Genomic DNA, 14,798 nt, shown 5'->3' on the forward strand with positions numbered 1-14,798 from the left:
TCAGTGTCAGGGTGATGGCACCGCACTGGTTGCGGTGGTTGGATCCTGATCACCTGGTGTCTGGCTCATAGGTTCGCTGTCGCTCGCTCGCGGGTTGACCAGCATGGGTTTTGCCGGCACCAGGTGTGACGGACCGGCCGGCGTGACTTGATAGGAGCGTGGTCTCGCCCCGACTGAGATGTGTCCGCCGACCGGTCCAACCGTCCACTCACTGATCAAGGTGAAAGAGGAGGCAACCGCCATGGTTGTTGTTGGAGCCGATGTGCACAAGTCCACCCACACTTTCGTCGCCGTCGACGAGGTCGGCCGCAAGCTGGGCCAACTGAAAGTCGAGGCCACGTCCAAGGGGCATCTGAAGGCGTTGGCGTGGGCCCGGCGCGAGTTCGGGACCGAGCTGACCTGGGCGATCGAGGACTGTCGGCACCTGTCCGCGAGGCTGGAGCGGGACCTGCTGTCCGCGGGCCAGCTCGTGGTGCGGGTCCCGCCGAAGATGATGGCCCAGGTCCGGGCCAGCGCCCGCACCCGGGGCAAGTCCGACCCGATCGACGCACTGGCTGTGGCGCAGGCGTACCTGCGTGAGCCACACCTGCCGGTCGCCTCCCATGACGAGGTGTCCCGGACCGCCAAGCTGCTGACCGACCGGCGAGATGCGCTGGTCAAGACCCGCACGCAGCGGATCAACGCCTTGCTGTGGCGGGTGCACGAGCTGGACCCCGAGCACGCTCCCAAGCCCCGGTCGCTGGACCTGGCCAAGCACCAGGACGCGTTGAAGGCGTGGCTGGTCACCCAGGAGGGGATCGTGGCCGCCCTGGCGCTGGAGGAGCTTGAGGACGTCATCGAGCTCACGGCACGGATCAAGGCCAAGGAGAAGGAGCTGACCGCGCACGCGAAAGAGCACGCCCCCTCCCTGGTCGCGATGGACGGCTGCGCCGGGCTGACCGCGGCCAAACTGCTCGGGGAGTCCGCCGGCATCACCCGCTTCAAGAGCGAGGCCGCGTTCGCCCGGCACGCGGGAGCGGCGCCGATCCCGGTCTGGTCCGGACGCACCGACGGGCGGGTCCGGATGACCCGCTCGGGCAACCGTCAGCTCAACTGCGCCCTGCACCGCATCGCCATCACCCAGGTCCGGCTCAAAGGATCCCTCGGGCAGGCGTACTACGAGAAGAAGAAGGCCGAGGGCATGTCCAACCGTGAAGCCCTGCGCTGCCTGAAACGACGCCTGGTCCGCACCGTCTTCAACCTCCTGACCACCGACCACAACACCCACACCACCGTCGAACCGACTTGCCAAACGGCAGCGGCTTGACATAGGAGAAACCCGTGGACACCACCGTCACCTATCAGCCGATCATGGGCCGCCCGGTCCGGTGGGGCCTCCTGGCCGCCGGCACCATCGCGAACGCCCTGGCCGAGACCATCCGCGCCAGCGAGGGCGGGCTGCTGGTCGCCGTGGCTGCGCGCGACGGGCGGCGGGCCGCCGGGTTCGCCCACCGGCACGGCATCCCGCGTTCCTACGAGGGCTATGACGGGCTCCTGTCCGACCAGGAGGTGGACGCCGTCTACATCTCCTCGACCCATCCCTTCCACGCCGAGCAGGCGCTGGCCTGCATCGCCGCCGGCAAGCACGTGCTGGTCGAGAAGCCCCTGGCCCTGACGGTCAAGGACACCGAGGCGGTCCGCGACGCGGCGCGCTCCCGTGGGGTCCTGGCGATGGAGGCAATGTGGACCCGGTGCCTGCCCCTCGTGCGGGACATCGTCGAGCGGGTGCGGCGCGGCGAGATCGGCGTGCCGAGGTCCTTCACGGCCGCGTTCACGGTGCCCTTCCCCTATGACGAGACCCACCGCCTGTTCGACCTGGGCAACGGCGGTGGGGCCCTGCTCGACCTGGGCGTCTACCCGGTGACGCTCGCCCACCTCCTGCTCGGCCACCCTCATGACCTCCAGGTCCTGGGCTCGGTCGCCCCCACCGGCGCCGACGACCACGTCGCCCTGCAGTGGATGACCCAGGAGGGCGCGATCGCCCAGGTGCTCTGCGACTCGCAGGGTCATGGCCGCTCCCGCACGGTGATCCGTGGGTCGGAGGGCTGGATCGAGGTGCACGGCCAGGTCAACGACCCCGAGTCGTTCACCATCCACCGCAGCGGCGACGACGCCGAGGGCGAGTGGGTGCCTGGCCCGCGCGAGGGCTATCTGCACGAGGTCGACGAGTTCCACCGCTGCCTGCGCGAGGGCCTCCTGGAGTCTCCGCTGGTCCCGCACGCCGACACCGTGGCCATCATGACGATCATGGAGAGCGCACGCCGCGAGCTCGGGGTGCGCTACCCCCAGGAGGACGAGCCGCTACACACGTGAGGCCCACCACGTGGAGGACCGGGCCCATCCGGGCAGCAGATGGCGGCCCGCTCCGCCGAGGCCCTGGCCGAGCTCACCGGCCGGCAGCTGGTGACGCCGCCGGGCTCCTGGGCCGCGTGCCCGCCGCGCGCACTCAGCCCCGCCGCACCCGCGGACGGGGCTGGCAGGTGGGGCAGAAGTGCGAGGAACGGTTCGCGAACTCCTCGCGCCGGATAGGCGTGCCGCACCGCGCGCACGGCCGGCCCGCCTGCCCGTAGGCGTTCAGCGACCGGTCGAAGTAGACGCTCGCGCCGTTGACGTTGACGTAGAGGGCGTCGAAGCTGGTCCCGCCCTGCCCCAGCGCCTCGAGCATCACGTCGGTGGCGTGGCCCAGCAGACGGCCCAGTGCGGGCTTGGTCAGGGCCGAGGCCGGACGGCGGCCGTGCACGCCGGCGCGCCAGAGCGCCTCGTCGGCGTAGATGTTGCCCACGCCGCTGACGACGGTCTGGTCGAGCAGGACGCGCTTGACCTCGCTGTCCTTGGACTTCATCCGGCGTGCCGTGGCGGCCAGGTCGAACGACGGCTCGAGCGGGTCGGGGGCGATGTGCAGGACGGGCTCCGGTATGCCGTGCCCATGGGCGGTCCGCGCGTGCCGGTCCGGGTGCAGCTCGGCCAGCGCGAGACCGCCGAAGGTGCGCTGGTCGACGAAGCGCAGCTGGGGACCGTCGTCGGCGAAGTCGAAGGAGGCATGCAGGTGCTTCTCCCGGGGAGCGTTGGCCGCCTCGACGAGGAGCTGGCCGCTCATCCCCAGGTGGACGACCAGGGCGTGGGGGTCGTCGTGGGGCGGGTCCAGCACGAGCCAGAGATATTTGCCGCGCCGGTCGGCGTCCAGGATGGTGGCCCCCTCGACCCTGGCCATGAGGTCGGCCGGTCCCGCGAGGTGGCGGCGGGCGACGCGGGCCCCGGAGAGGATCGCGCGGGAGATGGTGCGGCCGACGACGTGGTCGGTCAGTCCGCGGCGGACGACCTCGACCTCGGGGAGCTCGGGCACGGGGAGAGCTGAGGCTCAGGCCGGGCCGGCGCCGGGCGTGGCGGTGGGCTCGACCGCGACGACCTTGGCGGCGCGCTCGGTCAGCGTGTTCCACGCCGACTCGGCGGCCCGCTGCTCGGCCAGCTTCTTGTTGCGGCCCACGCCGTGGCCGACGACCTCGCCGTCGACGAGCGCCTCGGCGGTGAAGGTCTTGTCGTGGTCGGGCCCCTCGGACCGGACCTGATACTCCGGCGCCCCCAGGTCACCCTGCGCGGCGACCTCCTGCAGGGAGGTCTTCCAGTCCAGGGCGGCGCCGAGCGAGGCGCTGCGGTGCATCAGCGGGTCCAGGAGGTGGTGGACCAGTGCGGTGGCGGCGGGCAGCCCCACCGACAGGTAGACGCACCCGATGACCGCCTCCATGGTGTCGGCGAGGATCGAGTTCTTGTCCCGCCCGCCGGTGGCCTCCTCGCCCTTGCCCAGACGCACGTAGTCACCGAGCTCGAGCACCCTGGCCACCTCGGCCAGGGCACGGGAGTTGACCACCGCCGCCCGCAGCTTGGCCAGCCGCCCCTCGGGCAGGTCCGGGTGCGCGGTGAAGAGGGTGTCGGTGACGACCAGCCCCAGCACGGCGTCGCCGAGGAACTCGAGGCGCTCGTTGTGGGGCAGCCCGTCGTTCTCGTAGGAGAACGAGCGGTGCGTCAGGGCACGCAGAAGCAGCGCCTCGTCGCAGGGCCCTCCGACGACCTCGGCGAGGTGGTCGTTGAGCTCGGCGGCGGGGCGCATGCGTCGCGGGGGTTCGGTCAGCCCTGGTGCTCGGTGCGCTCGGCGGTCGCGTAGTGGCGACCGTTGTAGGAGCCGCACGAGGGGCAGGCCTGGTGCGGGGTGCGCACGGCCTGGCACTGCGGGCAGGTCGACAGCGCGATCGGCGCGGCCTTCCAGTTGGAGCGGCGGCTACGGGTGTTCGAGCGGGACATCTTCCGCTTGGGAACGGCCACGTCAATTCCTCTTCTCGTCGTCGGTCCGCAGGGAGTCCGAGGCGAGCTCGGTCAGCGCGGACCACCGGGGGTCGATCACGTCATGGTGGTGCTCCGGGTCGTCCGCCAGGCGGGCCCCGCAGTGGGGGCACAGCCCTGGACAGTCGTCCTGGCACACCGGCTGGAAGGGCAGGGCGGTCACGACCGCGTCCCGCACGACCTCTTCGAGGTCCATCAGGTCGCCGTCGAGCTCGTACTGCTCGTCCTCGTCGGTCTGGTCATCCTTGCCACGAGCGCCGTGCCCGGCCACCTTCTGGTGGTGGGCCGCCCGCTCGGGATAGGCGAACAGTTCCTGGAAGCCGACCTCGAGGTCCTCCTCGAGCTCGTCCAGGCACCGCACGCACACCCCGCTCGCCAGGGCCGAGACCGTTCCCGTCGCCAGCACGCCCTCGACGACCGACTCCATCCGCAGCTCCATCTCGACCTGCTGGCCGGGCTGGATGCCGATGACATCGGTGCCGATGCGCTCCGGAGCCTGGAAGGACCACGAGAGCTCCTTCATGGTGCCCGGTCGCCGGACCAGCTCCCGGGTGTCGACCACCCAGGTGCGCTCCTGCTCGTGCGCAGCCATGATTCAACGTCCTCGTGTGCCGTGGGGCTGGGGAACGGTCCGGTCCCATCGCGAGACGTCGCGTGGAATCGAAACCGACGCACCAGCGTAGCCGAGCAGGTGCCTCCGACTCAAACCCGCGAGTCACCGGCACAGGGACCGACCCGGTGCCTGGCTCGAGCCCGCCCGAGCCCGTTCGGGCCTGCCGCTCAGCCCGCCGCCGAACCTCGGGGCTCGAGCTCCTCCAGCGCGGCCAGGACCACGTCCGGCACCATGCCGGTGATGTCGCCGCCGTAGCGGTGCACCTCCTTGACCAGCGAGCTGGACACGTGCTCCAGCGTCGGGTCGCCGGGCAGGAAGACGGTCTCCACGCCGGTGAGGTGCTTGTTCATCCGGGCCATGGGCATCTCGTAGGCGAAGTCGGTGCCGCCCCGCAGCCCCTTGACGATCGCGGTGGCGCCCACGTCGCGGCAGACGTCGACGAGCAGCCGGCCCGCGAAGGCCTCGACCCGGACGCGGTCGCGCAGCTCCTCCGGCAGGGAGGCGTGGATGAGCTCGATCCGCCGGGGCACCTCGAAGGTGCCGTTCTTGGCCGGGTTGTGCAGCACCGCGACCACGACCTCGTCGAAGAGGGTCGCGGCGCGCTCCACCACATCGAGGTGTCCGTGCGTGACCGGGTCGAAGGAGCCGGGGCACACGCAGCGTCGGGTGAGCGTCCTCATACCCCGGAGCCTAGTGGGGCACCGCTCCCCCGCCGGTCAGGACTTCTTCTCCTCCGACTCCTCGGTCGGCAGCAGGCCCTCCTTGTGGGCGCGAGCGACGAGCTTCTTGACGTTGGTGATGGTCCCGGGGTTGGCGTCGAGCTGCTCGCTGCGCACCTGCAGGAAGGCGCTGCCCAGGTCGCGACGGTCGGCCTCGCTGACCTCCTCGCGGGCGGGGTTGAGGATGGTGAGCTCCTCCTCGGTGAGGTGGTGCTGGAGGACCTCGTTCATCTTCTCGACGGCGTCGTCGAACTTCTGCGTGTCCGTGCCCTTGCATTCCAGCAGCGCCAGGAGGGCCTCGTTGATCTCGGCGTGCTCCTCCTCGCCGTGCTCGACCTCCTCCCCCGTGATGGCGTCCTTGTGGCGCAGCCGCGGGTAGACCTTCTGCTCCTCCGCCTCACCGTGCGCGACCAGCACGTCCGCGAAGGCCTGGCGCGCCGACTCACGGTCCGAGCTGGCGTCACGCATCTCGCGCATGAGGGTCTCGAAGAGGCGGTGGTCGTCGAGGATCAGGTCGATGACGTCGCCGGAGGCAGGACGGGGGATCGGGTATGCGGTCATGCCCCCGATCCTGTCAGCGCACCGGAGGTTCGGCGAGGTGGATCGCCGTCTCGCCGTAGGTGCGCGTGTCCAGGTGCTCGAGCCCTTCGGGCCAGGTGGGGCGGGGCGACCTCGAGCTGCGCTCGACGAGGACCAGCGCGTCGGGGCCCAGCCAGCCGCCGGTCACCAGCGCGCCCAGCACCTGCGCCAGGTCAGGGTCGCCGAGCGGGTAGGGCGGGTCCATCAGCACCAGGTCGTAGGGATCGCCCTCGTTGCCCCCGGCCAGCAGCCGCTCCACGGCCCCGGTGCGCACGTCGAGGTCGTCCGCCAGCCCGAGTTCGGTGCCGTTGCGGGTGATGAGCGCCGCGGTCGGGCGGTGCTTCTCGACCGCCAGCAGATGGCCGGCGCCCCGGGAGAGGGCTTCCAGACCGAGCGCGCCCGAGCCGGCGTAGAGGTCGAGGACCCGCGCGCCGTCGAGGTCGAGCAGCGCCTGGACCCTGGAGAAGATCGCCTCCCGGACCCGGTCGGTGGTGGGGCGGGTGGCGGCCCCGCGCGGGGTGGCGATGGTGCGTCCGCCGGCGGTGCCGGCGATGATCCGGGTCACGGGATCAGCCCCTCTCCAGGAAGGCCGCGCGTTCGGCGTCGAGCCGGTCCAGCTCGCGCCGCAGCGCGGGGTGGTCGGTGAGCTCGGGGTCGGACTCCACCGTGGCCCAGGCCGCCTCGTGGGCGGTGACGATGAGCTCCTCGTCCCGGGCGAGGCGCAGGAAGCGCAGCCCGCTGCGCATGCCGCTCTGGCTCGCGCCGAGGACGTCGCCCTCCCGACGGGCTTCCAGGTCGAGGCGCGCCAGCTCGAAGCCGTCGGTCGTGGCGGCCACCGCCTGGAGGCGCTCCCCCGCCCCGGGGTCGCCTTCGGCCCCCTGCGTCACGAGCAGGCAGAGGCCGGGCTTGCCACCTCGACCGACGCGGCCGCGCAGCTGGTGCAGCTGGGAGATGCCGAAGCGGTCGGCGTCCAGGACGACCATCGTGGTGGCGTTGGGCACGTCGACGCCGACCTCGATGACCGTGGTGGCGACCAGCACGTCGATGCCGCCGGCCGCGAACTCGCGCATGACGGCGTCCTTCTCCTCCCCGCTCATCCGTCCGTGGAGGCTGGCGATCCGCAGGCTGCTCGTGGCGGGCAGTGCGTCGAGCGCCCGCGCGACCTGGTGGACGCCGTGCAGCTGCGGACCTCCGCCGCCGGCACCACCGGCGTCCTCGTCGAAGAGGGCTAGGGTCTCCTGCGGCGAGCCCGTGCCCGCGACCGGCAGGTCCGTTGGCCGGTGGTCCGCTGGCCGGTGGTCCGCTGGCCGGTGGTCCGCGGCCCGCTGGTTCGCGGCCCGCTGGTTCGCGGCCCGCTGGTCGGCCGCCTGCAGGTCTGCGACGGAGAGCGTCTCGGTCTGCACCTGGGTCGGGCCGCCCGGCCCGACGGTGGCCCCGTAGGGCAGGTCGGGATCGTCCTCCTCGCCGATACGGGGACAGACGACGTAGACCTGCCCGCCCTTGCCGACCTCCTCGGCCACCCGGACCCAGGTGCGCTCGATCCAGGCAGGCTTGTCCGCCGTGACGACGTGCGTGGCGATCGGCTGACGCCCGGCGGGCAGCTCCCGCAGGGTGGAGGTCGTCATGTCGCCGTAGACCGTCATCGCCACGGTGCGCGGGATGGGCGTCGCGGTCATGACCAGCACGTGCGGGGAGAGCTCGGCCTTGGCCCGGAGCGCGTCGCGCTGCTCGACGCCGAAGCGGTGCTGTTCGTCCACGACGACGAGGCCGAGCTCGGCGAACTGGACGGTGTCCTGGATCAGGGCGTGGGTGCCCACCACGATGCCGGCCTCCCCGGACGCCGCCATCAGGAGGTTGGCCTTGCGCTCGGCCGCGGACTGGCTGCCGGTGAGGAGCGCCACCCGGGTGCCGTGCTCCATACCCCCGAGCATCCCGCCCTCGGCGATCGGGCCGAGCATGGCGGTGATCGCGCGGTGGTGCTGGGCGGCCAGGACCTCGGTGGGCGCCAGCAGCGCGGCCTGACCCCCGCCGTCGACGACGGCGAGCATCGCCAGCAGCGCCAGCACCGTCTTGCCGGAGCCGACCTCGCCCTGGAGGAGCCGGTGCATCGGGACCGTCCGGGCCAGGTCCGAGCGCAGCTCGCCCAGCACGTCCTGCTGCCCGGCGGTGAGCTCGAAGGGCAGGCGGACCAGCAGCGCGTCCACGAGCCCGCCCTCGACGGGCTGGCGGTCCTTGGCCGGGGTGGCGTCCTCGGCCAGCCGGGCGCGGGCCAGCGCGGCCTGGATCACGAAGGCCTCCTGGAACTTCAGCCGCCACCGGCCCTTGCGGTGCTCCTCCTCGGTCTGCGGGCGGTGGACCATCTCGTAGGCCTCCCGCAGGCCTGGCAGCCCGTGCCGCATCCGCACGGTCCTCGGCAGCGGGTCGGGCAGGTCGTCCAGGGCGTGCAGGACCAGGTCGAGCAGGTCGCCGTGGACGATCGGGGTCAGCTTGGGGGTGGCCGGGTAGACGGGGACGAGCCCACCCAGCAGCCAGCCGCCCGAGGACTTCCCGGAGGGGTCGTTGAGGACGGCATAGTCCGGATGGGTCAGCTGGAGGTTGTGCCCGTAGGTCCCGATCTGGCCCGAACAGACCACGCGTGCGCCGGGCACGAGCCGGTCCTGGTGGCCGAAGGGCTTGAAGAAGGTCAGCTGCAGGGTGCCGCCCGACTCGTCCGCGACGGTGACGACCAGCATCTTGCCGCGCCGCGAGCGCATCTGCCTCGTCGTGGCGCTCTGGACGGTGCCGACCACCACGACGTCCTCCCCGTGGGGCAGGTCGCGGAAGGCCTCGGGCCGGCTGGCGTCGAGATACTTGCGCGGCAGGAAGTCCAGCAGGTCACCGACGGTGCGGAAGCCCCGGGTGTCCTCCAGCTTCTTGGCACCGGCCCCCACGATGCTGCGCAGACGGGAGTCCAGGTCGAAGGCCATTACTCCACCCCGAGCAGGTAGGGATAGGTGGGTTGGCCGCCGTCGATCCTCAGCACCTCGATCCCGGGGTGGCGTCCCTCCAGGTCGGCCAGCGCCGGCCCGAGCTCCTCGGCCGTTGCGCCCTCGCCGCCGACCACGGTGAGGACCTCCGCGTCCTCGTGGAGGAGCAGGTCCAGCACCGTGGCCGCCACCGGCCTCAGCTCGTCGCCGACGGCCGCGATGCCCGCGTCGACGATGCCCAGCCACTGACCCCGGCGGCACGGCCCCACAGGGGTCTCCGCGTCCCGCTCGGCCCGGGTCAGCGCGCCCGGGCGGCAGGCGCGCGCAGCCTCGGTCATGTCGTGGACGGTGCGCTCGACCGGGGAGCCGGGGTCGAGCACGGCGAGCGCCGCCAGGCCCTGCACCAGGTGGGCGGTCGGGACGACATGGACCCGCAAGCCCTCCCGCGCCGCCTCCTGGGCTGCCGCGTTGGCGACCATGACGGTGTCGGAGTCGTTGGGCAGGACGATCACGTCCTTGGACCCGCTGGCCCACATGGCGGCCAGCAGCTGCCCGGCCGACGCCCGGCGGCGCGGGCCGGAGGGCACGACCTGGGCGCCGGCCACCGCGAGCAGCGCCTGCACCCCGTCGCCGAGCCCGCACGCCACGACGGTCAGCGCCGGCGAGGCAGGGGCGGCCGGTCCGTCCACGGGGTCCTCGATCTCGGCACCGTCCTTGAGGGAGGTCATCCGCACCTGCTCGACGAGGCCGGCGAAGGTCCCCGCCTCCACCGCCACGCGAGGGTCGTCGGTGTGGACGTGGACCCGGTAGTCCGCCGGCCCGCCGGCGACGACCACCGAGCTGCCGAGCCGGGCCAGGTGGGCGCGGAGCCGCTCGGCCCGGACCGGATCGGTGCCGGTGAGGAGATACATCACCTCGACCTCATCGTCGTCGCCCCCGTGTCCCTCGTGACCGTCGTGTCCCTCGTGACCGTCGTGCCCGTCGTCACCCCCGGGGGCCTCGTGCGCGCCGCACCGCTGGGCACCGTTCGGGTCCAGGGCGCCCGGCCCGGCTCCCCGTGATCCGACGAGCTCACCGGTGGACCCGCTGACGCCGCCCTCCTCGGATCCCGACACGTTCACCTCCCACCAGGTGGGGATGTCGTCCAGGGTCAGGTGCGGCCGCTCCTCGAGCACCGCCTCCAGAGCCTCGATCACCAGGACCAGCCCGGCGCCGCCGGCGTCCACGACTCCGGCGACCTCCAGCGCAGGGAGCTGCCTCGGGGTCCGGGCCAGCGCTTCGCGCGCCCGGTCCAGCGCCTCGCTGACGGTGTGCAGGACGTTGAGCTCGGTGTCCTTGTCCCCCAGCGGGTGGCCGCGCTCCACGGCCTCGCGGGCTCCCTGTCCCGCAGCCCGCGCCACCGTGAGGATCGTGCCTTCGACCGGCTCGGCCAGGGCGTCCCAGGCGGTCTGCGCGGCGGTCTCGAAAGCCTCCGCCAGCTCGGCGGGTCCGGCTTCCTCCACGTCCGGCCCGACCGCATCCGCCAGCCCGCGGGTCAACTGCGCCAGGATGATGCCCGAGTTGCCCCGCGCCGCCAGGAGCATGCCCCGGGCGATCAGCGCGAGACCCTGGTCGAGGCGCTCGGTGCCGGCACCCAGCTCGAACTGGCCCCGCACGAACTCCAGCGAGCCGTCGATCGTGAGGTACATGTTGGTGCCCGTGTCACCGTCCGCCACGGGGAAGACGTTCAGCGCGTCGATCCGCTCGCGGGCGCCGGCCAGGACGAGCCGGGCGGTCACCGCCCAGCGGCGGGCGGTGACGAGGTCGAGCACAGGGACGGGCACTCCCCTAACCTAGCCGTTGACCGGGACGATCCCGTGGACTCTCCACAGGCTCACGGTCTGGTCATGACGCGTCGGGACGGCCTCGGCCTGCAGATTTTGGCGGGGGCGGGGCGTCCGGTACGCTAGTCCGGTTGCCTGGCGGCACTCCTGCAGTAGCCCCGGCACCACCGACCAGTATTCATCGAACCGACACCAGGAGAACACCGTGGCTGCCACTTGCGACGTCTGCGGCAAGGGACCGAGCTTCGGTCACAGCATCTCGCACTCGCACCGCCGGACCAAGCGCCGTTGGAACCCCAACATCCAGCGCGTTCGGGCCATGGTCGGCGCGACCCCCAAGCGGATGAACGTCTGCACCTCCTGCCTCAAGGCGGGCAAGGTCACCCGCTGACCTGTCGGGTCACCCGACCCGCGCACGACGAGGAGCCGGCCATGTGGTCGGCTCCTTTGTTGTGCTCTCAGCCGCCGAAGTGGTCCCAGCCGCCGCTACGCGGGTCGAGCCGGCGACCCATCCACCAGACGCCCGGTGACAGATCAGCGTCCGGGCCGACCATGTCGCCCGTCGCGGGACGTGCGTCCTGACCCGCGGGTCCGGTGACGGCGCCCAGCACGGTCCAGCCCGGGGGCACCGCGTCACGAGAGGGGAAGGTGGCGAGCAGCTCGTGCTCCTCTCCCCCGCGCAGCACCTGCTCCACCGCCTCGTCCGGAGCGAGCGCGGGGGTGAGCTGGGCCGAGAGCTGCTCCACCGCATACCGGTCCAGATGGATGCAGACCCCGCTGGCCCGGGCGATGCGGTCTGCGTCGCGGACCAGTCCGTCGGACACGTCGATCATCGAGGTCGCACCTGCCCGTGCCGCCGCCGGTCCCTGCGCCAGGTCGGTGACCGGGCGTCGGTGGTGCTCCAACGCTCGCTGGGCGGAGGTCTCCTGCGAGGCCGTGACACCCTTCTCGAGCAGGCGCCACCCCGCGCCGGACCGGCCGAGCGGGCCGGAGACGGCCAGCACGTCGCCGCGGCGGGCGCCCGACCTCAGCACCGGACCGGACAGGCCCTCGGGCAGCTCCCCCAGGGCCGTCACCGAGACGGCGAGGGTGCCCGGGACCGCGGAGGACAGGTCGCCGCCGACCACCGGGACCAGCGCCCGGCCGGCGGCCCAGGCGATCCCCTCGGTCAGCTCCCGGGCCCAGGCCAACGGCAGGTCGTCCGGAGCGACGAGCGTCAGCAGCAGCCCGGTCCCCCGACCACCCATGGAGGCGAGGTCGGCGAGGTTCTGGGTCACGACCTTGATCCCGACGTCGCGGGCGGTCGACCAGCCGTGCTTCCAGTCCCGGCCCACGACCATGGTGTCGGTGGTGGCCAGGACAGCTCCCGAACGCACCTGGAGCAGGGCGGTGTCGTCGCCGGGGCCGACCTGCACCCCGTCGACGGGCAGCCCCTCGAGCGCGGCGAAGACCTCACGCAGCACGCCCGCCTCGCCGGCCCCCGCCAGGGAGGGTTCGCCGGCCCCCGCCAGGGAGGGTCCCGAGGGGTCCTGACCAGGGTCGCGCCCTGGGGCCGAGTCCGCGGACTGATCGGCGTCACGATCAGGGTCGGCGTCGCGATCAGGGTCGTCGTCGCGATCAGGGTCGTCGTCGTGGTGCTGCACGCCAGCACGGTAGCCTGCCCACCAGGTCAGCCGCAGAAGGAGTCAACCGTGATCAAGGCCTACATCCTGGTACAGACCGAGGTCGGCGCGTCCGCCGCGGTGACCCGGGCCATCGCCGAGCTGCCCGGGGTCCAGTCCGCCGAGGACGTCGCCGGCCCCTACGACGTCATCGCCGTGGTCACCGCCCCCACCGTCCAGGCCCTGGGCCGCGAGGTGCTGGCCAACGTCCAGGCCGTCCCCCGCATCACCCGCACGACCACATGCACCGTCGTCGAGTTCTGAGACCTCCGCTCGCGCTGACCGCCCTGGCCGCCCCCGCCGTCCTGCTGGCCGGCTGCGGCCAGGACGCGGTCAGGGCCACCCCCTTCGAGCAGTCCGAATCCCCCGCCTGCCAGGCGGTCGCCGAGTTGTGGCCCGCCACCGTCGGTGATCTCGCGGGTAGGATCACCGCCGTGCAGTCCACGGGCGTCGCGGCCTGGGGTGACCCGCCCATCGTGGCCCGGTGCGGCAAGACCCCGCCCGGTCCCACGGAGGACCCGTGCATCGACGTCGACGGCGTGGACTGGGTGGCCACGGAGCTGGACGACGGGACGATGTTCACGACCTACGGCCGGTCGCCGGCGGTCGAGGTGCTCGTGCCGGAGGTCTACGACTCGGCCCCGATGTGGCTGCCGGCCTTCGGTGACGCGGTCGAGACGATCCCGCAGACCTTGGGCGAGTGCAGCTCGGTCTTCGACTAGACGCGCGGTGGACGCGCGTCAGCGCAGGCCGAGCGGGCGCTCCAGCGCCAGGGCGATGAGCTCGTCGATCAGCTCGGGATAGGTCAGGCCGGAGGCGGCCCACACCTGGGGATACATGGAGAAGGGGGTGAACCCCGGCATCGTGTTGATCTCGTTGATCACGACCCGCTCGTCCTCGGTCACGAAGCAGTCGACCCGCGCCAGGCCCTCGCAGCCCGCCGCCTCGAAGGCGGTGGCCGCGATGTGCCGCATCTCCTGCCGCACCCGCTCGCTGACCTCGGCCGGCACCTGGATGCGGACGCTGTCCTCGTCGAGGTACTTGGCCTCGAAGTCGTAGAACTCGTGGCCCCCGCCCAGGACGGTGACCTCGCCGCAGTCGCTGATGCGAGGCGGCTCCGCACCACGGCCCTGGAGCACGCCGCACTCGACCTCGCGACCGACGATGCCCTGCTCCACCAGGACCTTGGGGTCGTGGGTACGGGCCTTCTCGATGGCCGGTTCGAGCTCGTCAGGGCCGTCGACCTTGACCACGCCGACCGAGGATCCTGCCCTGGCGGGCTTGACGAAGACGGGGAACTGGAGGGAGGTGGCCGCGTCGAGGCAGGCCGCGCGGTCGCGGTGCCAGTCGACGTCGGTGATGACGGTATAGGGCCCCACCGCGAGCCCCGCCGAGGCGAAGATCAGCTTCATGATGTGCTTGTCCATCATCGCAGCCGAGGCCAGCACGCCGCAGCCCACGTAGCGGATGTCGGCCAGCTCCAGGAAGCCCTGGATGGTGCCGTCCTCACCGAACGGGCCGTGCAGCAGGGGGAAGACCACGTCGACGGGACCGAGGTCCTCCCTGGTGCCGTCGTCACCGACGACACGCAGGTCGTGGTCCAGACCACCCAGCGGGACGACCACGCGGCGGCCGGTGTTGGGCACCGCGGGCAGTCGCCCGTCGCGGATCTCCAGGGCATGGGGGTCGTCGTCGACGAGCACCCAGCGACCCTCGCGGGTGATCCCGATCGGGACCACGTCATAGCGCTCGCGGTCGATGGCACGCAGCACGCTCGCGGCCGTGGCGCACGAGATGGCGTGCTCGTCCGACCGGCCGCCGAAGACGAGGGCCACGCGGACGCGGGAACCCTCAGGACTGTGGGAGGTGGGCTGGGTGTTCATCGCCGATGAGCCTAGTAGTCCGACGGAGGCCGCGGCGGGAGGGACGCGCAGGGAGCACCGTCTGCGGGCGTCCGCTCCACGGGACCGACCCCCCTCGACACGGCCCCTACGGGTTTGCTCGCTGTCAGCGAGCAAACCCGTAGGGGCCCACGACCTCGTCGAACCGCTGGCGCCGCGCGA

At 72.3% G+C, this 14,798-nt stretch carries 16 protein-coding genes; 5 read left to right on the top strand and 11 right to left on the bottom strand.

Annotation, left to right across the window (positions count from 1 at the left end; translation table 11 throughout):
- Nucleotides 1-241: 241 nt before the first annotated feature.
- Both ACTMMA_RS10585 and ACTMMA_RS10590 read left to right on the top strand, forming a co-directional pair.
- On the top strand, nt 242-1,306 hold the full coding sequence (locus ACTMMA_RS10585; RefSeq protein ID WP_441188427.1) for an IS110 family RNA-guided transposase: 1,065 nt from the start codon (nt 242-244) through the stop codon (nt 1,304-1,306).
- A 14-nt stretch (nt 1,307-1,320) separates the two neighbouring features.
- Nucleotides 1,321-2,352, top strand: coding sequence for a Gfo/Idh/MocA family protein (locus ACTMMA_RS10590; protein ID WP_441190094.1), 1,032 nt, complete (start codon nt 1,321-1,323; stop codon nt 2,350-2,352).
- A 133-nt stretch (nt 2,353-2,485) separates the two neighbouring features.
- On the opposite strand, the gene mutM is transcribed toward ACTMMA_RS10590, so the two are convergent.
- The 9 genes from mutM to ACTMMA_RS10635 all read right to left on the bottom strand — a co-directional run bounded on the left by mutM (nt 2,486) and on the right by ACTMMA_RS10635 (nt 11,074).
- Entirely contained in the window at nt 2,486-3,382 is an 897-nt protein-coding gene (mutM, locus tag ACTMMA_RS10595; RefSeq protein WP_441190095.1) for a bifunctional DNA-formamidopyrimidine glycosylase/DNA-(apurinic or apyrimidinic site) lyase, read from the bottom strand.
- Nucleotides 3,383-3,397: 15 nt separating this feature from the next.
- Nucleotides 3,398-4,144 carry a ribonuclease III gene (gene rnc / locus ACTMMA_RS10600; RefSeq protein WP_441190096.1) on the bottom strand — a complete coding sequence of 249 codons (747 nt, stop codon included), beginning with the start codon at nt 4,142-4,144 and terminating at the stop codon, nt 3,398-3,400.
- Nucleotides 4,145-4,161: 17 nt separating this feature from the next.
- Nucleotides 4,162-4,356, bottom strand: a complete 195-nt coding sequence (rpmF, locus tag ACTMMA_RS10605; protein ID WP_441190097.1) for a 50S ribosomal protein L32 — start codon at nt 4,354-4,356, stop codon at nt 4,162-4,164.
- Nucleotide 4,357: 1 nt separating this feature from the next.
- A complete protein-coding gene (locus ACTMMA_RS10610) occupies nt 4,358-4,966 on the bottom strand; it encodes a YceD family protein (RefSeq protein WP_441190098.1) in 609 nt (202 codons plus the stop codon).
- Nucleotides 4,967-5,154: 188 nt separating this feature from the next.
- Nucleotides 5,155-5,667, bottom strand: a complete 513-nt coding sequence (coaD, locus tag ACTMMA_RS10615; protein WP_441190099.1) for a pantetheine-phosphate adenylyltransferase — start codon at nt 5,665-5,667, stop codon at nt 5,155-5,157.
- A gap of 36 nt (nt 5,668-5,703) precedes the next feature.
- Entirely contained in the window at nt 5,704-6,267 is a 564-nt protein-coding gene (locus ACTMMA_RS10620) for a hemerythrin domain-containing protein (protein WP_441190100.1), read from the bottom strand.
- Nucleotides 6,268-6,280: 13 nt separating this feature from the next.
- Complete coding sequence (gene rsmD / locus ACTMMA_RS10625) at nt 6,281-6,850, bottom strand: 16S rRNA (guanine(966)-N(2))-methyltransferase RsmD (protein WP_441190101.1); 570 nt, start codon at nt 6,848-6,850, stop codon at nt 6,281-6,283.
- 4 nt (nt 6,851-6,854) lie between these two features.
- Nucleotides 6,855-9,251, bottom strand: coding sequence for an ATP-dependent DNA helicase RecG (locus ACTMMA_RS10630; protein WP_441190102.1), 2,397 nt, complete (start codon nt 9,249-9,251; stop codon nt 6,855-6,857).
- A complete protein-coding gene (locus ACTMMA_RS10635; protein ID WP_441190103.1) occupies nt 9,251-11,074 on the bottom strand; it encodes a DAK2 domain-containing protein in 1,824 nt (607 codons plus the stop codon). The genes ACTMMA_RS10630 and ACTMMA_RS10635 overlap by 1 nt, the downstream gene beginning before the upstream one ends.
- Before the next feature lie 205 nt (nt 11,075-11,279).
- Between ACTMMA_RS10635 and rpmB the strand changes: the two genes are divergently transcribed.
- Nucleotides 11,280-11,465, top strand: coding sequence for a 50S ribosomal protein L28 (gene rpmB, locus ACTMMA_RS10640; RefSeq protein WP_441190104.1), 186 nt, complete (start codon nt 11,280-11,282; stop codon nt 11,463-11,465).
- 67 nt (nt 11,466-11,532) lie between these two features.
- On the opposite strand, the gene thiL is transcribed toward rpmB, so the two are convergent.
- Complete coding sequence (gene thiL / locus ACTMMA_RS10645; protein ID WP_441190105.1) at nt 11,533-12,717, bottom strand: thiamine-phosphate kinase; 1,185 nt, start codon at nt 12,715-12,717, stop codon at nt 11,533-11,535.
- Nucleotides 12,718-12,765: 48 nt separating this feature from the next.
- On the opposite strand from thiL, the gene ACTMMA_RS10650 reads away from it, so the two are divergent.
- Nucleotides 12,766-12,999, top strand: a complete 234-nt coding sequence (locus ACTMMA_RS10650) for an Lrp/AsnC ligand binding domain-containing protein (protein ID WP_441190106.1) — start codon at nt 12,766-12,768, stop codon at nt 12,997-12,999.
- Nucleotides 12,978-13,457: a DUF3515 family protein gene (locus ACTMMA_RS10655; protein ID WP_441190107.1), complete on the top strand. Its 480-nt coding sequence runs from the start codon at nt 12,978-12,980 to the stop codon at nt 13,455-13,457. The genes ACTMMA_RS10650 and ACTMMA_RS10655 overlap by 22 nt, the downstream gene beginning before the upstream one ends.
- 18 nt (nt 13,458-13,475) lie before the next feature.
- Here ACTMMA_RS10655 and ACTMMA_RS10660 read toward each other — a convergent pair whose 3' ends face one another.
- Entirely contained in the window at nt 13,476-14,618 is a 1,143-nt protein-coding gene (locus ACTMMA_RS10660; RefSeq protein ID WP_441190108.1) for a D-alanine--D-alanine ligase family protein, read from the bottom strand.
- Nucleotides 14,619-14,798: the final 180 nt, after the last annotated feature.

It is taken from the genome of Ornithinimicrobium panacihumi, from assembly GCF_052073805.1.
Taxonomy (GTDB): Bacteria; Actinomycetota; Actinomycetes; order Actinomycetales; family Dermatophilaceae; genus Ornithinicoccus; species Ornithinicoccus panacihumi.

Excerpts from the sequence above, each read along its gene's own strand:
- ACTMMA_RS10585 (WP_441188427.1), top strand. The coding sequence starts at position 242 with ATGGTTGTTGTTGGAGCCGATGTGCACAAGTCCACCCACACTTTCGTC.
- rnc (WP_441190096.1), bottom strand. The coding sequence starts at position 4,144 with ATGCGCCCCGCCGCCGAGCTCAACGACCACCTCGCCGAGGTCGTCGGA.
- ACTMMA_RS10610 (WP_441190098.1), bottom strand. The coding sequence starts at position 4,966 with ATGGCTGCGCACGAGCAGGAGCGCACCTGGGTGGTCGACACCCGGGAG.
- coaD (WP_441190099.1), bottom strand. The coding sequence starts at position 5,667 with ATGAGGACGCTCACCCGACGCTGCGTGTGCCCCGGCTCCTTCGACCCG.
- ACTMMA_RS10620 (WP_441190100.1), bottom strand. The coding sequence starts at position 6,267 with ATGACCGCATACCCGATCCCCCGTCCTGCCTCCGGCGACGTCATCGAC.
- ACTMMA_RS10630 (WP_441190102.1), bottom strand. The coding sequence starts at position 9,251 with ATGGCCTTCGACCTGGACTCCCGTCTGCGCAGCATCGTGGGGGCCGGT.
- ACTMMA_RS10655 (WP_441190107.1), top strand. The coding sequence starts at position 12,978 with ATGCACCGTCGTCGAGTTCTGAGACCTCCGCTCGCGCTGACCGCCCTG.
- ACTMMA_RS10660 (WP_441190108.1), bottom strand. The coding sequence starts at position 14,618 with ATGAACACCCAGCCCACCTCCCACAGTCCTGAGGGTTCCCGCGTCCGC.